A 21,513-nucleotide genomic window follows, 5' to 3' on the forward strand; every position below is an offset into this window, starting at 1 on the left:
ATCTACCTTCCTTATTATATTTAAAATTTTATAATTTTTTCTACAAAGTTTATTATTACCTGTGCTGTGAATCCCCATATAACACCGTCTGATGTTTTATAAAGCGGAATTTTTCTGACATTAGTGGTCCATTCATTATGATACATTTCCGGCAGACCAAGATCTTTCGCAGGAAATATGAGTTTTTGCTCGTTTGTTTTAGGATCAATGACAATAGGCGAAGATTTCAGCACAATATCATACCATTCAGGCTTATTTTCCAGAAAAAATTCAACAGGCACGGAAAATATCTTGGACACTTCTTCTTCATTAGGAAAAAAATTCTCGATTTTTGTTTTGGAGAATCCTACAAACGGTTCTACGATCATATCAAACTGTGTGATAAGGGTATCAAGCTGTCCCCATATTTCGATACTTTCTTTTTTTATTCCCATTTCCTCCACAGTTTCTCTTACGGCAGTATCAAGAAGGGTAAAATCCAGTTCTTTGTCAAAACCGCCGCCGGGAAAAGAAACTTCGCCGCCCTGACGGATATTTTTATTTCTTTCCTGAAATATAAAATGAGGTTTTTGGTCTACTTCTATAAGAAGAGCCATGACAGCAGCTTTCCTGTAAGATTTTTCACCATAGAAGCCATGTCTGAAATTCATATAATTTCTTATTCTGGATAAGTTTACATTTTTCATATTTTAATCACCATTGTTTTATTTAGAAATATACTATATAATATCATTATTACGATTATAAAACAAGGCTGTGTACTAAACCGCAGCAGTCAGGGAGTTTTTAGATAACAAATTACAGTACAGGGAGTTTTTATGAAATGGTTTAGATATTTATTATTCATATTTTGTGCATATCTATATTCGGAAAGTGCTAAACCGCCGGAATATTACCTGAAAAACTACAGACATGATGTGTATGAATATAAAAAAGAAGATTTTAACGGTGATGACGAAAAGGAAAGTATATATTTTCTGGCAACTAAGATAATTAACGAAGAAAGTAAAACTGTAACCTATCAGAACGGGCTGATATATTACGACAGCGGAGTTACAGGGAAAAATCATGTTTTTTATTCCGGGGAAAAAATTAATTTCATAAATGAAGGAAGCGAATATTTTGATTATATGGTAACCGGTTATTATGTTGGTGATTTTAATAATGACGGTATAAGAGATCTCGGAATATTTCTTGACTGGGGAGAGGGGTACAATGTGCTTATTCCCGTTACCTTTAAGAATGATATTCCAAAACCTATCCGTGTCAGTCTCCCGAAAATAACAATAGAAACAGAAAACAACTCGGAATATAATGTAACTGTTACTGACAGCTTTAACAATGAAAAAAAATTTATTTATAAAGGAAGAAAAAATAGTAAAAAGCTTGGTTTTACAGAGGACTATCTTTTTTCAGAAAAGGTGAAATTATTTTATCTTTTCGGGGAAGAATGGGAGGAGAGCTGCGAATGCGGGATATTTGAGGATGCCTATATCAGCTTTGATTTTGTAAATGAATACGGCAGGGTAAAGTTCAGATTTTCAGAAGCGGGGGGAATGGGAGAAAAGATAACGGACAGATAAAATAATTTTGTAAATTTATATTTCAAAGGAGAGAAAATGGCAAACCGAACATATCTCTATATAACTGATGATGTGGAAAAAAGAGAAAAAATAAGGGGAATAGCAGAATATAATTATGACTTTCCTCTTTTGTTTAAAATTATGTGCAGTACAGAACCTGTGCCGGGAAAATCCTCAATATTTAATTTAGAGGAAAAAGCAGCGATAATTTCAGAGATGTCCGGAGGAATAGATAAAATAAAAAACTTTCTTCTGAAAATGAAAGAGGAAAAATCAACTTTGGGCAGTGGAAAAGAACTGGTAGGCAGTGAAACCTGCGAAAAAATTATGGAATTTCTGGATGAAAATAAATTTCTGGACGAAGGCTACAGGTATTTTCTTTTGGAGGCTGCTGAGCTGTATGAGATGGAAGCTGATTCTCATAAGGAATTTGAAAAACTCACATTAAGAGATATTGAAGAAATAAATAATACAGTCAAAGATGTGGAATATTTCATGGAAACTGGGATATTAAATGACAGTATACTGGAAAAAATAGGAACATATGAAAAATTTCAATATGAACTCAGCAGTTTTAGCGAGTATCTTTACTATGATTTCAGCAGTACATATGATAAGGAGATAGAGGATGTACAATATGCAGAAATTGAAAAGCCGGAAAAAATAGTTAGAAAACGTTTAATGAATTTTGATTACAGGGAAATAATGTTTATGATTTTTTTTCTTCTGATTTTTCCGCCTTTGGGGCTTTATTTTTGTTATGACGGTTTCAGGGGACGATATGATGACAGATACACTTCCGGACTTTTTCTTGGTTTTTTGGGTACAGTGCTGATGTTATTCTATTTATGGAAAATAACGGACATCATTTTCGGATAATTGAAGAGGAGAAAAATTCCCGGAAAATATATATAAAATTATTGAAAGATATGAAATGTTACAGTATAATATGTAAAGCAAAGCATTTATTTTAAGAAAACTTTAGGAGGAGAAATGTTAAACGCATTTAAAAAAAAAGAAGGAAATAAAAAAGAAACTATTGCGGAAAAAAGTGAAGTAAAAACAACGGTAAGAAAAAAGGATAAACCTTCAATTTATAAAATTATACTTGAAAATGTAAAGGAAAACGGTACATTAAATGTTCAGAGAATAGAGGAAGAGCTTTGGAAGCTGGACAGTAAATCTGATGAAATGGTATTTATGGCCGGCTATAAAGATAATGTAAAACAGGAACCGAAAGAAATCAATGAAATTACAGGTATGATTATTATTGAAAAGCTGGGAAAAAGAAACTATAAGGAACCGGAAGAATTTGAAGCTGATTTTCAGAAGCTGGATACAGGAGCAAAGGAGTTTTTGAATTTTTTTCATTCAAATGCGGTTAAAGCCAAGCCGGATTTGAAGACAGTACATGACTTCATGGCAGAGGTGCTTATGACAACTGTAAATATGGAAATATTCAAGATAGCATTTGAAATAGTCGGGAATTTTTCAGACTCAAGTACTGAAGATGTGATTTTTACAATAGGTCAGTATCCAGAAGTGGCAAGATATATGGCAATGTTACTTGTAAACAGAGAAAATTTTGATAAAATAAGAGAATTACTTTCAAAAACCGAGGGCTGGGGAAAAGTCTCAGTATTGGAGCTTCTTGCATATAACGGTCTGCTGAAAGGCAAGATTGACTATCAGATAGAGCTGATAGAAGCTGTATATTCGGGAAATTTTGTTCTGAGTATGGAGACAGATCCCATAATAGCACATAATTTTGATATTGTGGAAATTCTGGATAAAAGTACCGAAGACAGTGAGTTATTTCTGAATATTACGAATATTATGAATATAAGTATAGAGGGCGGAGTATACACTTCTATTTTAAATACTCCCGAAGGAAGAGAAAAATTTATAAAATATATTAAAACACTTGAAGCAGTGGAATTTGAACATGAAAGACTTATAGGATATATTATTTTATACAGAACATTTAAATATGTTCCGGCTGAGCTTATGGAACAGATAGTTGAAAAAGATTTTGATTATAAAAAGCTGAAAAAAGAGATGAAAAATTATCTTGATGAAAATTATAAAGAAGAAATAATGAGTGAGATACTTCAAAGCGAGAATGAATTTTTTCTGCTGGATTATGCAATAGATCATAAGAAAAGCTTTGTACTGGATATAGTAAAGAAAAAATATGCGGATAATATCTATAATTATAACTATCTGAATTTAGTTTTTGAGATAGGAACAAAAAAAGCTAAAAAAGAAGTATTAAAGAAATTTAAAGATGATTTCAGCATTGAAGAAAGACAAAAGGAAAAATTTTCAATGGAATCAAAACCTGAATGGGCAGGTCATGAAAAATATAAATTTGATGTTGTGTATAGCATGATAATTGCTAACTTTCATAAATTTGAGGATGAAGAAATCTATAATTATATGGAATACTGTCTGTATGATTTTAATCCGCAGATAAGACATGCAGCCCTGATAGCACTTTTGGCGGCTGAAAATTATGAAATGAATAAAGAGATATCAAAGCAGGTAAAACGTCTTCTGGCAGAGACACCGCATGTAAGGGCAGCAGCATCTGAGGTCATGAAAGCATACGGGATAAAGCTTACAAAAGGTGAATTCGGTGAAATCACAGAAAAACTGGGTGACAGAATAAAAGACGATGAAAAGGAACAGATGAAAGAATTAGTGCGTTAAAATGAAACGGAGATAATATGGTACATGATGATTTTGGAAAAAGAATGAAAACATATGAAAATTCATATAGATTTACTCTGCCGAGAAGAATGCCGGTCATCTTAAGAATAGACGGCTGTCATTTTCATACATTCACAAAAGGGATGGATAAACCTTTCGATGATAAACTGATAGAGGCATTCTGGGAAACATGTAAATTTCTTGGTGAGAATATAATGGGGGCAAAGCTTATCTATCACCAGAGTGATGAGATATCAATATTAATTACTAATTATGATACAATACAGACAGATTCATGGTTCAGCAATAATCTTCAGAAAATGGCATCTGTGTCGGCTTCTATGGCAGCAGCAAAGTTTAACGAGGTTATCAGAAAGTCGTATTCTGACAAAGAACTGGCCTTTTTTGATTCAAGAGCATGGGTAATTCCTCAGGATGAAGTAAATAATTACTTTACATGGAGACAGCAGGACGCGTCAAAGAACAGCATATCAATGGCAGCCTTTGCCAATTTTGCCCATAAAGATCTGCACGGACTGAGCGGTAACCAGCTGCAGGAAAAGCTTTTTTCGGAAAAAGGCATAAACTGGGATAAGTTCCCTACCTGGAAAAAAAGAGGTGCATGTATTATAAAAAAAGAATATCTGAAAGAAAATGCAATACGCAGAAGATGGGAAACTGACCTGGATATACCCTTGTTTTCGAAGGACAGGAATTATGTAGAAAGATTCGTTTATTTGTGATGGAAACAAAATTTGAATGTATTATTTTTGTGGGTATTCAGGGTTCCGGGAAAAGCACTTTTTATAAGGAAAATTTTTTTAAAACTCATGTAAGAATAAATCTGGATATGCTGAAAACGAGAAACAGAGAGAGAATACTTACAGAGGCCTGTTTTGAGGCAAAGCAGAATTTTGTTGTTGATAATACCAATCCCACTGCTGAAAGCAGGAAAAGATATATTGACAGTGCGAAGAAAGCAGGATTTAAGGTGATTGCATATTATTTTGACATAGAATATAATACTGCCCTGAAAAGAAATAACAGCAGAAGCGGAAAGGAAAAAGTTCCTGAAAGGGCTGTACTGTCAACTAAAAAGCAATTGGAAAAACCGGTATATGCTGAAGGAATTGATGAAATTTTTACTGTAATAACTGAAAATAAAAATATATATATAATAAAATCAGATAAATAATAATATATAAATATTTAATATTTTTATATAAAGTATGCGGCTCTGTCGGGCAAAACCGTAAATTTAATGCGGTATTGCCCTGAGCCGATTTTTTTTCTCCTGATGAAACATCAAAGATTTATTATAAACAATAGATATATTTTTTTAACAAAAGCTAATTTGACTGACAAATTATAAAGGTGTATAATCAGGCTGATGAAATAAAAACAGGACATTGAAAAAGGCGGTAAGCAAGATAATGGAAAAAGTTCACGGAAAATGAATTTTTTAAAATTGAGAACATTTTTATATACAAAGATAAAAGAAAGCCGGTAAAAAGACAATACAAAGACTACAAGAGTATTCTTTAAGTATATTAAATCAATAGGAGGATGCAATTAAAATGCAAAGAATGACAACAATACTTTCGTTGATGTTGTTAGAACCATTAGCTGATAAACCGTTTTTTTATGAAAACAGCAGCAGTGTGGAGGAGACTCTGGGATTAAGTCAAAAACAGCAAATGAAAATAGAAAAAATTTATAAAAAATATCTTGATGAGATAAATGAGTTATTGAAATCAGACAAATCTAATGATGAAAGAACTAAAGAGTTTAACAAGCTTACAATGGAAAGTAAAAAAGAAGCTGAAAAGTTATTAACTGCTGAACAGCTGGAATTGCTTTCAGAGAATAATTTTACAGCATAACCGGAATTTAAAAAAATCTCCTGATTTTAGTCAGGAGATTTTTTTATATAAGACTAAAAGCAAATAAATCATTATATAGAAAAAGTTTTATTAATTAAAAAACTATAGATGCACTATGGGAACTAATGAATTTTTTTATATGCCGTAAAATTATTTTCCTTATAAAAATAATGAATATAAGAATACTTGAAAGTTTTGGCAAAAAGGTATAAAATAAATGTAGAATTTTTAAAACATAAATGAAGCTGTATAAGTGCATATTTCTTTGGCTTTTATCATGAAAGACATAGGAGACATGCGTTGTACAGCTGTTTTATCAGCAGATTTTCCGGAAAAAGGATTATAAAAAAATTCTCATTCAGCAGTATGGGAATGACATTCTTTGCATGAAATACCGGATAGCTGGATAGTACTGATATACCATAAATTGAAGGAGCAGCCTGAAATGAGTATTAAATATATGAAATTAAAACCATCGGATGATATATACGAGAGACTTAACATAAAAAGTTTTTCCATAGAACACATTAATTTATTCTCCAAAAAAAAGGAAATGGAAGTTTTGATCAAAATTATCCATATAGATGCTTTCAAAGAAGTGATGGATCTGCGGCGTGAGCTGACCAAAACCTTCAGCGACAGCATAAGGGTAAAAATGAAATTTCTTATGAATACTGTTGTAGAAAGTGATAAACTGACAAGTCTCGTGGAATTTCTTCTGGATAATTACAAAAATGAAAGTATCAGACATCAGTACATTTTCTCAGATTATGAAATTTATTACAGAAATAATAAAAATATACAAATAGAGCTGAAAAGTCACCATCTGATAGAACAGGCAGTCAGTCAGGGAATAGATAAGGATCTTCAGATAAAACTAAAAGAAGTTACTGACCGGGAGTTTAAAATAAGCTTTATAAGCGAGAAAGAAGAAGGGGAATTTATAGCAGAAGCCATAGAGGAATATGCGGTGATAATGGAAGAAACTTTTATGGTGGAGGATACCACATCACAAAGCTCCACTCCGGTATTATACGGTGAGGTAATAAAGAGCAGAATCATGGACTATTCAGTATTTGATCAGCTTCAGGTCGGGGAAAACATGACTATTGAAGGGGAAGTATTCAATATAAATACAAGAGAGCTGAAAAATGACAAGCTGCTTATTTCCTTTAATGTTACAAATTACAAGGATTCTATTTCATGCAGGCTTTTTCTTTTGAAAACGGAAGATTTGAAGCTGAAAAACGGTGAATGGGTAAAGCTTAAGGGAAGAGTTACACAGGACAGATTTAATATCGAAGATTATTATCTCATTATTTCATCAATAGAGAGAATTCCGTCAAGACTGGAAAGAAGAAAAGACGAAGCGGAAGTAAAAAGAGTGGAATTACATGCACATACCAATATGAGCGAAATGAGCGGCGTAGTATCTGCTAAAGATCTCATAAACAGAGCTGTAGAATACGGACATAATGCTATAGCCGTTACAGATTACGGAGTGGCATATTCGTTTCCTTTTGCATACAAAGCGGCGCCAAAAGACTTTAAGGTTATTTTCGGCGTAGAAGCCTATGTGGTGGATGACGAACAGAACATGGTGGAAAGACCGAAAGATGCCATGATAGAACAAGAGGAATATATTATATTCGATATAGAGACTACCGGTTTCGATCCGTATAAAGATAAAATAATAGAAATAGGTGCGGTAAAACTAAAAGGCCGTAATATAATAGACAGATTTTCCGCTTTTGTAAATCCGGAAGTACCTATACCGGAAGAAATAATAAAGCTTACAAATATCACAGATGATATGGTAAAGGATGCAGAGCTTATTGATACAGTCCTTCCGCGTTTTTTGGAATTCTGCGGAGATTGTACAATGGTAGCCCATAATGCGAAATTCGATGTGGGATTCCTTACGCAAAAGGCAAGACAGCTTGAACTGGAATTTCTGCCCAGTGTCATTGATACCTTATACTGGGCAAGAGTCCTTATCACAGACCTGAAAAGATTTAACCTGAAAGCACTCGCCAATTATTTTAACATATCTCTTGATAATCATCACAGGGCAGTAGATGATGCTGAAGCTACGGCTTCTATCTTTATAAAAATGCTGAATATGGTTTTATCAAAAGGTATACTCCAAATTTATGAAATAAATGACACATTTCAGAATAACGTTCAGACAGCCGATACTATGAACACAATGATACTGGTAAAGAACAGGGAAGGGCTCAAGGATTTGTACGAGCTTATTTCAAGATCGCATCTGGATTTTTTTGGTGAGAGAAAGCCCAGAATTCCCAAGAGTATGCTTAAAGAAAAAAGAGAACATCTGTTAATAGCAAGTTCTGCGAATTCAGTATTTAGAAATGACGGAGAATTGGTAAGAGCATATTTGAGAGGTATGTCAAAAGATGAAATAGAAGAAAGAGCAGATTTTTATGATTATATAGAAATACATCCTGCTGCCAACTATATTGAAATGGTAAATAACGGAGAGATGGAAAGCCTGGATATAGCCATGGAAATGAATAAATATTTTTATGAGCTGGGTAAAAAAACAGGGAAAATCGTAGTGGCAACAGGAGATGCACATTATCTGGAAGAGTGGGAATCTGTTAACAGAAGCGTATTGATACTGGGATCGGGTATGGGACACAGGTCATTTAAGCATGACAGAAAGCTTTATTTCAGAACAACTGACGAAATGCTTGATGCTTTTGCATTCTTAGGTGAGAAGGAAGCATATGAGGTGGTAATAGAGAATACCAACAAACTGGCTGATATGATAGAGCGGCTAAAACCGATTCCTGACGGATTTTATCCTCCGAAAATAGAGGGTGCGGAGGAAGAAGTACGGGAAATGACCTATAACAGAGCCAAAAAATTATACGGGGAAAATCTTCCCGAAATTTTGGAAAAAAGAATAGAACATGAATTGGAAGCAATTATAGGCAACGGCTTTGCGGTACTTTATCTGATAGCGCAAAAGCTGGTTAAAAAATCACTTGATAACGGATATCTCGTAGGTTCAAGAGGATCGGTAGGTTCGTCAATAGTTGCTTATATGATGGAGATAACAGAGGTAAATGCTATGTATCCGCATTACAGATGTCCTAATCCTGAATGTAAACACAGTGAATTTACTGATATGGCAGGCAGCGGAGTCGATCTTCCCGATAAAAACTGTCCTAAATGCGGAACAAAGTATATAAAAGACGGGCATTCAATTCCGTTTGAGGTATTTATGGGATTCAAAGGTGACAAGGTACCGGATATTGACCTTAACTTTTCAGGGGAATATCAGTCAGAGATTCACAGATACACAGAAGAGCTTTTTGGAAAAGATCATGTATTTCGTGCAGGGACAATATCGACACTGGCTGAACGAAATGCATTTGGTTATGTAAAAAAGTACTTTGAGGAAAGCGGTATTCATAAAAGAAAAGCTGAAATAGAAAGAATAGCAAAGGGGTGTGAAGGAGCAAGAAAGACAACAGGACAGCATCCGGGAGGAATGATAGTACTTCCGAGTGACAAGTCGATATATGAATTTACCCCTATACAAAAACCGGCTAATGATAAAACAGCAGAATCCATAACTACACACTTTGATTACCACGTAATGGACGAACAGCTGGTAAAGCTGGATATACTCGGACATGATGATCCTACTACTCTTAGAATACTTCAGGATCTTACAGGGATTGATATATACCAGATACCTCTTGACGACCCTAAGGTACTCAGTATATTTAACTCTACAGAAGCATTGGGTGTTACACAGAAGGACATAGGTTCCGTAATAGGATCATTTGGTATACCAGAGTTCGGTACTAAGTTCGTACGGGAAATGCTTATAGAAACAAAGCCGAGCAGTTTTGCAGAATTGGTGAGAATCTCGGGACTTTCACACGGAACAGATGTATGGCTGAATAACGCCCAGGATTATGTAAAAGCAGGAATAACAACTCTTAGTGAAGTTATCACCGTGCGGGATGATATTATGAACTATCTTATAGATCACGGTCTTGATAAATCACTGGCATTTACTATAATGGAATTCGTTAGAAAAGGACAGCCTTCAAAAAACAAAGAAAAGTGGGAAGAATATGCCAAGGCAATGAAGGAAAAAAACATAAAAGAATGGTATATAGAATCTTGCGAAAAGATAAAATATATGTTCCCGAAAGGACATGCTGTGGCTTATGTCATGATGGCAGTAAGAATAGCATATTTCAAGGTATATTATCCTCTTGAGTTTTATACGGCATTTTTGAACAGAAAAGTAGACGGCTTCAGTGTTACCAAAATGTATAAGAAACTTGACGAATTGAAAGAAGCCAGAAAGCTTCTTGATGAAAAGATGAATCTTGACGTTAAGGAAAAAGGTGATCTGACATTATATGAAATATTAATAGAAATGAGCCACAGGGGAATAGAACTGCTTCCTGTAGATATATATAAATCAGAAGCCAGTTTATTTCTGGTGGAGGACGGGAAAATAAGGCTTCCGCTTGTTGCCGTGGACGGGCTTGGGGAATCAGTCGCCAAAAAAGTAGTAGAAGAGAGAAAAATTTCAGAATTTATTTCACTTGAAGATATATTAAAAAGAACAAAATTAAATAAAACTGTGGTGGAACTAATGAAACACTATAAGTTTCTGCCGGATATATCACTTACAAACCAGCAGACATTATTTTAAATAGAATCCCCCGAATTTTCATAAGATAAATATTTTGGAAATTCGGGGATTTTTTATGATTAGTTTAGAATTAGAGTATTAGGGAAAATAATAGGGAGAAATATTATGAAATCAAGACAGATAAAGAAAAGAAGTATTATTATAGATAATATGCAGTATGTATATTCAGTAACAGAATATACCGATGATATACAAATCAGAGTATACAAAAATAAAATACTTATATTAATTATTCATTTTAGTTATCCTGAATCTTGGGGAATAGATGTATTCAGACTAAAAACTACTGAGATGTTAATAAGATATTATAATAAAAAGTATATTTTAGATGAAAAAATGACAGAATTATGGCTGTTTCAGGAAAAGGAACTTTTTGAAATCTATCTGGAATATTTTTTTACAGATGAAGATTCTGAAAAGAAGGATCGGTATTTGAAACATATTCAGCAGTATAAACACCCAAAGCAAAATAATAATTAAATAAAAGCATATAAGAAAGCATCCTTTTGGGTGTTTTTTTTAATATCTGTCATATTTAATGCTGTGACTGCCAAAAGTTGCAGCATCTGCACGTGACAAATAAAAAAATCAGGCTATAATAGTCATATAATCGATATAACATTTTGTAACAAAAAGTAACTAAAAATAAAAAACGGAGGTTGATCAAATGAAAATAGGTATCGGGAGTTCTGCCGGGGGGACTCATCTTAAGGAAAAAGTCATGAAGTATCTGCAGGAAAGCGGGTATGAAGTCGAAGATTATAAAGAGGAGGGAAATGATGTATTTAATATTTCATGCAGTATAGCCGAAGCAGTAATAGAGGGCAGCATAGAAAAGGGAATAATAATAGATGATTACGGAATTGTACCATTTATGGTATGTACAAAGTATAAAAAAATAGTTTGTGCACAGACAGCAGATGAACATTCGGCTAAAATGACAAGAGATCATAATAATACAAGCATAATTTCAATAGGATATGAAATTACCGGAGAAAATCTGGCAAAAAGCATATGCGGGATATTTGCCAATTCTGATTATTCCGGAGGAAGACATCAGGTAAGAGTAGATATGCTGGATAAAATGTAAAACAAAAATTCTTATAAACAGGAGGAAGAAAATGAAAATATCAATAGGCTGTGATCATATTGTAACAGAGATAAAAAATGAAATGGTTAAATATCTGAAAGGAAAAGGGCATGAGGTATTTGACGAGGGAACCTTCGATAATGAAAGAACACATTATCCAATATACGGAAGAAAAGTGGGATTAAGAGTTTCGAGCAAAGAAGCTGATTTCGGGATAGTAATATGCGGTACAGGAGTAGGAATTTCAAATGCTGCAAGTAAGGTTCCGGGAATACGTCTGTCTTTGGTAAGAGATGTTCTTACAGCAAAAACGGCAAGAGAAAAATTAGATGCAAATGTACTGGGATTAGGGGGAAGAATAACAGGTACAGGACTTATGCAAAATATAACAGATGAATTTCTCGCGGCACAGTATGAAAAGACAGAAGAAAATGAAAAATTAATAGAAAGAATTAATAATTTGAAAAAAGAAAATGAGGAAATAAAAAAAGAAGAATTTTTTGATGAGTTTATAAAAAAATGGGATTTGGGTTATTATCATGATTAATCAGGCTTATAATAAAAAATAAAATATATTGCCAAAGCAATACAGAAACTGCATTATGTTAAAAAAAATACTGCAGTTTCTGTAGAGAAAATATCAGAAAGCAAATATATTGAAAAATAAAAAATTATTTTACAAGGATATAAAAATAACAGCAATATTTATTTTTATAGTTATGTTTTGATTAAAAAAACATTTTTGATTTTGGAAAACTTGCAAAAGCTGCAATATTTTATAGTTCTTTTCAGGGTATAATTTATTAATTAAAAAAAGGAGGACTCTATGGACTTAGAAAGCAATGATTCCCGAATGAGCCTTATAAATATACTTGAAGCGAATCTGGAAAAGGGAGACAGCAAAGCAGTAATAGCAAGAGTACTTTTAAGAAATTTTTATAATATTCCAAATATGACACAGGAGCATATAGCAAAATTAAGTTTTGTTGCTCCGTCAACAATAGGAAGGTTTTGCAAGAAAATCGGATATAAGAATTTTATCGAATTCAGAAAATATGTTAATGAATACATAGAAAAATTAAAGATGGACAGTATGCTCAGTGATGCATTTTACGAAGTTGCAGACAAAGATGTTTTTAGTTTTTCAGATGAAATTTTCAGTTCGACAATGAAAAGTCTGTATAATGCGCAAAAATCAATAGATATCGAAACTATAGACAAAGTAACCGATTTGATAATAAGTACAGAGAAAATAGCGGTCTTCGGACTTCCTATATCACAGATAATGGGTAAAGACTTTCAGTATCATATGTTAAGACACGGGAAATATATGGAAGCATTTACTGAATTTAAAAAACAGGTAGAGCTTGCAGAATCACTTGATGAAAATTCACTTGCGATTTTTATATCTAAAACCGGCGGAGAAAGAAAATTCATATGTGATATTTTGAATATAGTAAAAAAGTGTAAAGCCAGAACTGTGCTGATAACATATAAACAGGACAGCTATATGGCTCAAAACAGCGATTTTCTTATAAATATTTTTTATGAGGAAAACGGACTAATACCAAGAGGGCTGATATCAGGAATACTTTATACAGGTGTATTTAATCTGATAATTATGAATTATTTGAAAAAAATCAAGAGCAAAGGCGGGAAGTAAATGAAAGTTGTAATGTTAATGTTTGATACATTAAACAGGAGAAGTCTGTCAGCTTACGGGAATAAATGGATAAAAACACCTAATTTTGACAGGCTGGCAGAAAAAACAGTAATGTTCAATAATTTTTTTTCGGGAAGTCTGCCGTGTATGCCTGCAAGGAGGGAACTGCATACAGGAAGATACAATTTTTTACACAGAAGCTGGGGACCTATGGAGCCGTTTGATTTTTCCATGCCGGAAACATTAAAAAATAACGGGATATATACACATCTGGTGACAGATCATTCACATTATTTTGAAGACGGAGGTGCTACCTATCATAACAGATATAATACCTGGGAAGGCTTTCGGGGGCAGGAGGGCGACCGCTGGAAAGGAAAGATAGGGGATATTGATATTCCGGAACAGATAGAAACCGGAAAAAAAGGAATATCTTTTAAGCAAAACTGGATAAACAGAAATTATCAGAAAAATGAAGAAGAATTTTCGGGAACAAAGGTAATAAATGCAGGAATAGAATTTATTACAGAGAACATAAATGAAGATAAGTGGTTTTTGCAGATAGAATGCTTTGATCCTCATGAGCCGTTTTATTCACCGGAAAAATATAAAGAGCTGTATAAGCATGAATATAACGGAAAATTTTTTGACTGGCCTTCATATAAACCGGTAACTGAAAGTGAAGAAGAAATAGAGCATCTTAATTATGAGTATGCTGCACTGCTCAGCATGTGTGATGCACAGCTTGGCAAGGTTCTGGATACTATGGATAAATACAATATGTGGAAAGATACAATGCTGATAGTAAATACAGATCACGGGTTCTTACTTGGAGAGCATGGCTGGCTGGGAAAAAATATGGAGCCGGTATATAACGAAGTAGCGCATATTCCGTTTTTTATCTGGGATCCGAGATTTGAAATAAAAAATGAAACAAGAAATTCACTGGCTCAGACAATAGATCTTCCGGCAACAATATTAGAATATTTTAATGTAGAACTTCCTGAAACAATGCAGGGAAAACCGCTGAGAAAGGCTATAGAAAAAAAGGAGGATATCAGAAAAGCAGGTTTGTTCGGCATATACGGTGGGCATATAAATGTAGTAAATAATGAGTATATTTATATGAGAGCTCCGATATGTCCTGAAAACACTCCTTTGTATGAATATACCCTAATGCCGGCAAAAATGAGAGGATTTTTCAGCAAGAAACAGCTGGAAAATACAGAATTAGTGAATGGATTTAAGTTTACAAACGGAATAAGCGTTCTAAAAACCTTCGGAGAACTGGAATCCTCGCTTTACAGATTTGGAAATAAATTATTTCACAGAAAAAATGATCCGCTTCAGGAAAAAAATCTGGATAACATAGAGGCAGAGGAAAAGCTGACAGAAATAATGCGGGAGCTGATGCTCGAATCAGAAGCTCCGGATGAGCAGTATGAGAGAATAGGAATCTATAAAGACAGAAAAATTACCGCAGAAGAATTAACGGTTCAGAAAGAAGCACGAATAAAACGTGAAAAATCAGGTATAAATGAAAATATAATTATTTCTGATAAAGTTCTTGCCCAGATAAACATAATCAAAGGAATTATAAGAAATAAAGAAGACAGGAAATATTTCCTGAAGGAAATAAACAGCATGTATGAAGAAAAAAAAGTGATGGAACTGAAAGAGGAGGATATATTAAAGATTGCAGACAGTGTAACCGGGAAGCTGAATCTCGGGGATAAAAAGAAAGTTTTAATGGATAGTATAAAATATGCCGATGTAAAAGAATAATAAGTTATAAAAAAGTTTTAAATATAACAAAGGAGGAAAAATGAAAGAGATACCTGTGATTTTGATCAGTCACGGTCACTATGCCAAATATGCGCTGGAAAGTGCAGAGATGATAATAGGGAAACAGGAAAACTGCGAGGTAATTTCAGTAACTGAAGATAAAGACCTCGATAGTGTGACAAAAGAGCTGGAAGAAGTGTATAAAAAACTCAAAAATGAAAAAGGAGCAGTAATACTGACAGATATAAGAGGAGGTACACCCAGCAATGCCGCTGCAAATCTTCTGGTAAGAGAAGATGATATTCTTGCGTTAAGCGGATATAATATGCCTTTGCTTTTGGAACTGTTTACTAACAGAGATCTGGAAATGGAAGATTTAAAAGAAGGATTATATGAGGCTTTTAGAGAATCATTAGTAGATCTTAGAGCAGAAACAGCCGGATTATGCGAAGAAGAAATAGAACTATAAATTATAAATCAGGAGGAAAAGATGGAAAATATAGAATTAGTAAGAATTGATGACAGAATGCTCCATGGACAGGTAGTATCCACATGGCTGAAAGATTACAGCATAGAACAGGTTCTGATAATTAACGACAAGGCTGCAAATGATCCTATTCAGAAATCTGTAGCCGGACTTGCGGCTCCAAAGGAAGTAAAAGTACATTTATTCGGGGTAGAGCAGTTCATAGATATTTTGAAAAAAACACCTATTAAAAGAAAAACAATGCTTATATTTACTACATCTACAGATGTTTTGAAGCTGGTGGAGAACGGACTGGATATAAAAGAAGTAAATGTAGGAGGAATGAGATATAACGAAAACAGAAAAAGGCTTTCCAAAGCTGTATCTGTAACACCGGAAGAGGAAGAAGCATTCAAAAAGCTTATAGAAAAAGATATAAAAGTATTTATACAGATGATACCAAAATCAGACGAAAGTTTGATGAAAAATTTATTGAAATAAAAATTTGACTGGAGGAGAAATTCTATGTTAATAAAAGCAATATTAGTAGCAATTTGGGCTGGTTTTTGTGTGTGGGATCAGTACGGACCTCACTTGGGATTCAGAAAACCCCTGCTTGCAGGAGTAGTAACCGGATTAATACTGGGAGACTTAAAACAAGGATTGATAATAGGAGGAACACTTGAATTAATGTGGCTTGGTATGAATAATGTCGGTGCTTATATTCCTCCTGATGTAATAAGCGGAAGTGTGGTAGGAGTGGCAATAGGAATTCTTACCGGGCAGGGAGTAGCTGCAGGAGTAGCTGTGGCAATTCCGGTAGCAATGCTTATACAGCAGGTGTCTATGTTTTTACAGACCTTTAATATTACTCTTGTGCACAGAGCGGATAAAATAATATTAAGCGGTGATTACAGAAAGATAGACAAGCTGCAGTATATAGGTATGGGATTATGGTTTCTTTCAAGATTTATACCTGTGTTTCTGGCAGTTTATCTTGGTACTGCAAGTATAGAATTCATAACAAATAAAATACCTGAGAGCATATTCACAGGACTGTCGGTAGCATCAAAAATAATACCTGCAGTAGGGATGGCAATGCTTTTGACAATGATGATGAAAAAATATATGTGGATGTTCCTTTTATTAGGATTTGTAATAGCATCATATTTTCAGATACCTCTGCTTGGTCTTGCTTTGCTGGGACTGGTATTCGCAGGAATATATGATCTGATTATCACAAGCAGGGAAAAAAGCATAAAAACAGAAACAAGCAGCACTATAACAGAATATGATTCAGAAGAGGAGTTGGATTTATAATGGAAAATAAAATAACAAAAAGTGATTTGAATAAAGTTTTCTGGCGTACACAACTTATCCAGATGTCTCATAACTATGAGAGAATGCAGAGTCTGGGTTCTCTATACTGCCTGAGTCCTATATTAAAAAGAATATATAAAGATGCACCCAAGGAGCAGAGAGTAGAATCTATGAGAAGACATCTGGAATATTTCAACACACATCCGATGCTGGCTTTTTCTATATTTGGGATAGTAGCCGCAATGGAGGAAAATACCACAGAAGAAGAAAAAGAAGGGGTAATAGCTGTAAAAACCGGACTTATGGGACCGCTGGCAGGTCTCGGAGACAGTCTTCTGAACTTCACATGGATGCCGATATGCGGAAGTATAGGTGCGGCTCTTGCTGTACAGGGTAATATTCTGGGACCTATACTCATGTTTCTTATGATAAACGGATTGTACACGCCTTTAAAATATTACGGGTTATTTTACGGATATAAAAAAGGGGAAAGTGTTATAAATGAAAAGGATGAAGGAACACGGGTTCTGGACAGACTTTCAGGAATGGCAAATGTACTGGGAGTAATAGTAATAGGAGGACTTATTGCCGGGAATGTAAAGGTAAAGATCGGAACAGAATTTCAAATAGGGGATCAGGTTCTGGTTCTTCAGGAGATGCTGGATAAGGTAATGCCAAATTTACTGCCTGTGCTTGTAACAGTAGCATGTTATTATCTGCTGAAGAAATCAAACGGAAAATATGCAGTGCGGATTATTTTCGGAGTGCTGATAGTCTCGGTAATACTGTCAATGTTCGGAATTTTGGTATAAAGAATTTTGCATACAAAAGGAGAAAAAATGAAACCAAACATAATATTAATAATGGTAGATCAGATGAGGGGAGACTGTTTGGGGATAAACGGACATCCGGTGGTAGAGACGCCAAATCTGGATATGATGGCAGGCGAAGGATATAATTTTAAGAATGCCTATTCGGCAGTACCAAGCTGTATTGCAGCAAGAGCAGCACTTATGACAGGAATGAATCAGAGGAATCATGGAAGAGTGGGCTATAAAAACAATGTAACGTGGAATTATAAAAATATGCTTGCAGAAACTTTTGCTAAAAATGATTACTATACACAATGTGTGGGAAAAATGCATGTACATCCTGAAAGAAGCCTGTGCGGTTTTCACAATATTCTTCTGCATAACGGATACTCAAATAACAGCAGAAACAGCAGAAAAACATATGAATCAGTATTTTATAATGTAGATGATTATTTATACTGGCTTAAAGAGAAGAAGGGAATTTCGGCAGAGCTTACAGACAGCGGACTTGACTGTAATTCATGGGTAGCAAGATCCTGGCCTCATGAAGAACAGTATCATCCTACTAACTGGGTAGTCAATGAAGGAATAAATTTTCTGAGAAGAAGGGATAAAAGAAAAAATTTCTTTTTGAAGCTGTCCTTTATCAGACCGCATTCACCGCTTGATCCGCCTGAATATTACTATAATATGTATATTAACAGAGAGATTGATAATCCGATACCTGCAGAAGAAGAGAATATAAAGGAAGCTTATAATATCAATGCAGCAGAGGGACAAATATCAAAAGAAGCAATGAAAAGAGCAAAGGTAGCGTATTATGGAAGCATAACACATATTGACCATCAGATAGGACGATTTTTGATGGTGTTGAAAGAAAATGACCTGCTAAAAGAAAGTATAGTGCTCTTTGTTTCAGATCACGGAGATTTGATGGGAGATCACGGTTTATTCAGAAAATCCATGCCGTATCAGGGGAGCATACATGTTCCGTTTATAGTTTATGATCCGGGGAATTTTCTTAACGGCGGAGTGATGAGAGAACCGGATGAGCTCGTAGAGCTGAGAGATATCATGCCGTCACTGCTGGATTTCTGTAATATTGAAATTCCTGATACTGTAGACGGAAAAAGCATAAAAGAAATAATAGAAAATAAGCCGGTAAAATGGCGTGAATATCTGCACGGCGAGCATTTTAACCATGAAAAATCAAATCAGTATATAGTTGATAAAAAAATGAAATATATGTGGTTTTCTCAGACAGGAGCGGAAAAGCTTTTTGATCTTGAAAATGATCCGAAGGAGCTGAATGATCTCTCAGAAAAAGCGGAATATACAGATGTAATAGAAAAATACAGAAAAATTCTGGTTAAGGAATTGGAAGGCAGGGAAGAAGGATATTCGGACGGTATAAATCTTATTGCAGGAAAAGAAGCCAGAGAGTGCCTGAGCCATATTCTGAATGAGTGATATTTTATAAGTCAGCTTTACATTTTACTATATAAAATCTAAATCCGGCCGGGGTATAGAGATATATTCCGGCCGGCTGAATAAAACTATATTGTTTAAGCCAAAACAATGACTGGGGAAAAATTATGATAAGAAATTTACAGTTAATGATAAAACCGGCTTCGAGCCGGTGCAATATAAGCTGTGGATATTGTTTTTACAATGAAACGGCTTGTAACAGAGAAGTAAGTGATTACGGCTTAATGAAAGAAGAAACCATCAGGGAAATAATCAGAAAAGCATCGGAATTCTGCGGAAACGGAACATGTGCCATTGGCTTTCAGGGAGGGGAACCAATGCTCGCAGGGATAGATTTTTATAAAAGCATATTGAAATATATAAAAAATGAAAAAATAAATACAAATTTTATTTTTACTATTCAGACAAACGGAACTTTAATAAATGAGGAGTGGGCGGAATTTTTCAGAAGAAACAATTTTCTCACAGGAATATCACTGGACGGAACAGAAAGAATTCATAACAATAACAGGAAAAAACATAACGGAGAGGGAACATTTCAGGAGGTAATGAAATCAGTCGGATTGCTGGAAAAATACGGGGCAGAATTTAATATATTGACTGTGGTAACAAAAGAACTGGCTGATAGTATAGAGGAAGTATATAAATTTTATAAAGAAAATAGTTTTAATTATTTGCAGTTTATTCCGTATATAGAAACAGAACAGGATATGAGAGCCGGAAAATATATGCTGACATCAGAAGTTTATACAGACTTTCTAAACAGACTCTTTGATTTGTGGTATGAAGATCTGATAAATGACAGGGGTGTCAGCATCAGATATTTTGACAATATAATAGGACTGTTCCTTGGGTATCCGTATGAAGCCTGTGACATGAGAGGTGTATGCAGCTGTCAGAATATAATAGAAAGTGACGGAAGCATATATCCCTGTGATTTTTATGTATATGACAGATATAAGCTCGGAAATATAACTGAAAATACTTTTGAGGAAATATTGCAGAGCAAAAAAACAGAGGAATTTATAATGGAATCACTAAAAAGTAATACAGAATGCAGAGATTGTGAATACAGAGTCTTATGCAGCAACGGATGTAAGAAACATCGTGACAGCAACAATAAAAACAGATTTTGCAGTACATATAAGGAATTTTTCAGCAAACATGCAGATAAATTTAGTGAAATCAGAAATTTATTATTAAAAGAAAATTTTTAAAAATTAGCTCAGATCAAAGTGTAAATAAAGGAGAAAAAGCATATGCTGTATTTTATAATCAGTTTATTTTCAACAGTAACAGGGGCAATAGTAGGGATAGGCGGCGGGCTTATAATCAGACCGCTTTTGGCAAATATAGGCGTGGCAAAAAGTCTGGCTTCATTTACGTCAGCAGTTGTAGTGCTGTCAATGGCAATGGTAACACTGGCTACATTTATCATGAACGGCGTAAAAATAAATATCAGAAAAATTCTTCTTCTTGGAATAGGAAGTGTCATAGGAGGTTTTCTGGGCGGGACTTTGCTAAAGCATGTAAATGAAAATTTTATAGATATAGCATATATTTTTATGTTACTGCTGGTGCTCTTTTCTGTAGTTTTCAGAAAAAAAATTCCTGAGATAAATATAAAAAATCCTTTGGCAGAAATAACAATAGGGGTTTTAACTGGAGGTTTATCAGGGCTTTTTGGTATAGGGGGAGGCCCGTTTCAGGTAACTGCATTAATTGTGTTTTTTGGCATGGATCCCAGAGAAGCAGCAGTAGACAGTATATTTATTACATTTTTGACTACACTGAGTTCCCTTACAAAGTATACAATAAATGGCTATATGGATTTTTCACTGGCTTTATATATGATTCCTGCTGCTGTTATTGGAGGATATACTGGCGGAAAGATAAACAGAAAGATCAGCAGCAAAAAAGTGTCGCTGATATTTGTAATATCGATATTATTCATAATAATGATGCAAAGTATAATGATAATTTTTAAGTATACAAATTAA

General features: G+C 34.3%; 20 protein-coding genes. 19 read left to right on the plus strand and 1 reads right to left on the minus strand.

Going from position 1 to position 21,513, the window contains the following annotated elements:
• Positions 1-20: 20 nt before the first annotated feature.
• Entirely contained in the window at positions 21-686 is a 666-nt protein-coding gene (locus tag STERM_RS10245) for an NUDIX hydrolase (RefSeq protein WP_012861531.1), read from the minus strand.
• 132 nt (positions 687-818) lie between these two features.
• Between STERM_RS10245 and STERM_RS10250 the strand changes: the two genes are divergently transcribed.
• From STERM_RS10250 to STERM_RS10340, 19 genes are all read left to right on the plus strand, one after another.
• Positions 819-1,583 (plus strand): hypothetical protein, encoded by a 765-nt coding sequence (locus STERM_RS10250; RefSeq protein WP_012861532.1) that lies wholly within the window; start codon positions 819-821, stop codon positions 1,581-1,583.
• A gap of 36 nt (positions 1,584-1,619) precedes the next feature.
• Complete coding sequence (locus STERM_RS10255) at positions 1,620-2,462, plus strand: DUF7822 domain-containing protein (RefSeq protein WP_012861533.1); 843 nt, start codon at positions 1,620-1,622, stop codon at positions 2,460-2,462.
• Positions 2,463-2,576: 114 nt separating this feature from the next.
• Entirely contained in the window at positions 2,577-4,295 is a 1,719-nt protein-coding gene (locus STERM_RS10260; protein ID WP_012861534.1) for a hypothetical protein, read from the plus strand.
• A 17-nt stretch (positions 4,296-4,312) separates the two neighbouring features.
• Positions 4,313-5,038, plus strand: a complete 726-nt coding sequence (locus tag STERM_RS10265) for a tRNA(His) guanylyltransferase Thg1 family protein (RefSeq protein ID WP_012861535.1) — start codon at positions 4,313-4,315, stop codon at positions 5,036-5,038.
• Complete coding sequence (locus STERM_RS10270) at positions 5,038-5,490, plus strand: AAA family ATPase (RefSeq protein WP_012861536.1); 453 nt, start codon at positions 5,038-5,040, stop codon at positions 5,488-5,490. The genes STERM_RS10265 and STERM_RS10270 overlap by 1 nt, the downstream gene beginning before the upstream one ends.
• 382 nt (positions 5,491-5,872) lie before the next feature.
• Complete coding sequence (locus STERM_RS10275; protein ID WP_012861537.1) at positions 5,873-6,178, plus strand: hypothetical protein; 306 nt, start codon at positions 5,873-5,875, stop codon at positions 6,176-6,178.
• Between the two features lie 445 nt (positions 6,179-6,623).
• The gene (locus STERM_RS10280) at positions 6,624-10,889 is read left to right on the plus strand and encodes a PolC-type DNA polymerase III (protein ID WP_012861538.1); all 4,266 of its coding nucleotides are present in this window, start codon (positions 6,624-6,626) and stop codon (positions 10,887-10,889) included.
• A 105-nt stretch (positions 10,890-10,994) separates the two neighbouring features.
• The gene (locus STERM_RS10285) at positions 10,995-11,369 is read left to right on the plus strand and encodes a hypothetical protein (protein ID WP_012861539.1); all 375 of its coding nucleotides are present in this window, start codon (positions 10,995-10,997) and stop codon (positions 11,367-11,369) included.
• 187 nt (positions 11,370-11,556) lie between these two features.
• The gene (locus tag STERM_RS10290; RefSeq protein ID WP_012861540.1) at positions 11,557-11,979 is read left to right on the plus strand and encodes an RpiB/LacA/LacB family sugar-phosphate isomerase; all 423 of its coding nucleotides are present in this window, start codon (positions 11,557-11,559) and stop codon (positions 11,977-11,979) included.
• A 31-nt stretch (positions 11,980-12,010) separates the two neighbouring features.
• On the plus strand, positions 12,011-12,526 hold the full coding sequence (gene lacB, locus STERM_RS10295; protein ID WP_012861541.1) for a galactose-6-phosphate isomerase subunit LacB: 516 nt from the start codon (positions 12,011-12,013) through the stop codon (positions 12,524-12,526).
• A 279-nt stretch (positions 12,527-12,805) separates the two neighbouring features.
• Positions 12,806-13,642, plus strand: coding sequence for a MurR/RpiR family transcriptional regulator (locus STERM_RS10300; protein WP_012861542.1), 837 nt, complete (start codon positions 12,806-12,808; stop codon positions 13,640-13,642).
• On the plus strand, positions 13,643-15,427 hold the full coding sequence (locus STERM_RS10305) for a sulfatase (protein WP_012861543.1): 1,785 nt from the start codon (positions 13,643-13,645) through the stop codon (positions 15,425-15,427). It abuts the gene before it with no gap.
• Positions 15,428-15,467: 40 nt separating this feature from the next.
• Positions 15,468-15,896: a PTS sugar transporter subunit IIA gene (locus STERM_RS10310; protein WP_012861544.1), complete on the plus strand. Its 429-nt coding sequence runs from the start codon at positions 15,468-15,470 to the stop codon at positions 15,894-15,896.
• Positions 15,897-15,917: 21 nt separating this feature from the next.
• Entirely contained in the window at positions 15,918-16,394 is a 477-nt protein-coding gene (locus tag STERM_RS10315) for a PTS sugar transporter subunit IIB (protein WP_012861545.1), read from the plus strand.
• 24 nt (positions 16,395-16,418) lie between these two features.
• Entirely contained in the window at positions 16,419-17,213 is a 795-nt protein-coding gene (locus tag STERM_RS10320; RefSeq protein ID WP_012861546.1) for a PTS mannose/fructose/sorbose/N-acetylgalactosamine transporter subunit IIC, read from the plus strand.
• The gene (locus STERM_RS10325; RefSeq protein WP_012861547.1) at positions 17,213-18,025 is read left to right on the plus strand and encodes a PTS system mannose/fructose/sorbose family transporter subunit IID; all 813 of its coding nucleotides are present in this window, start codon (positions 17,213-17,215) and stop codon (positions 18,023-18,025) included. The genes STERM_RS10320 and STERM_RS10325 overlap by 1 nt, the downstream gene beginning before the upstream one ends.
• 27 nt (positions 18,026-18,052) lie before the next feature.
• Positions 18,053-19,495 (plus strand): arylsulfatase, encoded by a 1,443-nt coding sequence (locus STERM_RS10330; protein WP_012861548.1) that lies wholly within the window; start codon positions 18,053-18,055, stop codon positions 19,493-19,495.
• Between the two features lie 125 nt (positions 19,496-19,620).
• Complete coding sequence (locus tag STERM_RS10335) at positions 19,621-20,730, plus strand: anaerobic sulfatase maturase (protein ID WP_012861549.1); 1,110 nt, start codon at positions 19,621-19,623, stop codon at positions 20,728-20,730.
• A gap of 42 nt (positions 20,731-20,772) precedes the next feature.
• Positions 20,773-21,513 carry a sulfite exporter TauE/SafE family protein gene (locus tag STERM_RS10340; RefSeq protein WP_012861550.1) on the plus strand — a complete coding sequence of 247 codons (741 nt, stop codon included), beginning with the start codon at positions 20,773-20,775 and terminating at the stop codon, positions 21,511-21,513.

This window comes from Sebaldella termitidis ATCC 33386, from assembly GCF_000024405.1.
Lineage (GTDB): Bacteria > Fusobacteriota > Fusobacteriia > Fusobacteriales > Leptotrichiaceae > Sebaldella > Sebaldella termitidis.

Bases quoted from the DNA above. Each gene is read 5' to 3' on its own strand.
- STERM_RS10260 (WP_012861534.1), top strand. From the start codon at position 2,577: ATGTTAAACGCATTTAAAAAAAAAGAAGGAAATAAAAAAGAAACTATT.
- STERM_RS10315 (WP_012861545.1), top strand. From the start codon at position 15,918: ATGGAAAATATAGAATTAGTAAGAATTGATGACAGAATGCTCCATGGA.
- STERM_RS10310 (WP_012861544.1), top strand. From the start codon at position 15,468: ATGAAAGAGATACCTGTGATTTTGATCAGTCACGGTCACTATGCCAAA.
- STERM_RS10280 (WP_012861538.1), top strand. From the start codon at position 6,624: ATGAGTATTAAATATATGAAATTAAAACCATCGGATGATATATACGAG.
- STERM_RS10270 (WP_012861536.1), top strand. From the start codon at position 5,038: ATGGAAACAAAATTTGAATGTATTATTTTTGTGGGTATTCAGGGTTCC.
- STERM_RS10305 (WP_012861543.1), top strand. From the start codon at position 13,643: ATGAAAGTTGTAATGTTAATGTTTGATACATTAAACAGGAGAAGTCTG.
- STERM_RS10335 (WP_012861549.1), top strand. From the start codon at position 19,621: ATGATAAGAAATTTACAGTTAATGATAAAACCGGCTTCGAGCCGGTGC.
- STERM_RS10245 (WP_012861531.1), bottom strand. From the start codon at position 686: ATGAAAAATGTAAACTTATCCAGAATAAGAAATTATATGAATTTCAGA.
- STERM_RS10250 (WP_012861532.1), top strand. From the start codon at position 819: ATGAAATGGTTTAGATATTTATTATTCATATTTTGTGCATATCTATAT.
- STERM_RS10255 (WP_012861533.1), top strand. From the start codon at position 1,620: ATGGCAAACCGAACATATCTCTATATAACTGATGATGTGGAAAAAAGA.
- STERM_RS10290 (WP_012861540.1), top strand. From the start codon at position 11,557: ATGAAAATAGGTATCGGGAGTTCTGCCGGGGGGACTCATCTTAAGGAA.
- STERM_RS10325 (WP_012861547.1), top strand. From the start codon at position 17,213: ATGGAAAATAAAATAACAAAAAGTGATTTGAATAAAGTTTTCTGGCGT.
- STERM_RS10285 (WP_012861539.1), top strand. From the start codon at position 10,995: ATGAAATCAAGACAGATAAAGAAAAGAAGTATTATTATAGATAATATG.
- STERM_RS10340 (WP_012861550.1), top strand. From the start codon at position 20,773: ATGCTGTATTTTATAATCAGTTTATTTTCAACAGTAACAGGGGCAATA.
- STERM_RS10320 (WP_012861546.1), top strand. From the start codon at position 16,419: ATGTTAATAAAAGCAATATTAGTAGCAATTTGGGCTGGTTTTTGTGTG.
- STERM_RS10330 (WP_012861548.1), top strand. From the start codon at position 18,053: ATGAAACCAAACATAATATTAATAATGGTAGATCAGATGAGGGGAGAC.
- STERM_RS10265 (WP_012861535.1), top strand. From the start codon at position 4,313: ATGGTACATGATGATTTTGGAAAAAGAATGAAAACATATGAAAATTCA.
- STERM_RS10275 (WP_012861537.1), top strand. From the start codon at position 5,873: ATGCAAAGAATGACAACAATACTTTCGTTGATGTTGTTAGAACCATTA.
- STERM_RS10300 (WP_012861542.1), top strand. From the start codon at position 12,806: ATGGACTTAGAAAGCAATGATTCCCGAATGAGCCTTATAAATATACTT.
- lacB (WP_012861541.1), top strand. From the start codon at position 12,011: ATGAAAATATCAATAGGCTGTGATCATATTGTAACAGAGATAAAAAAT.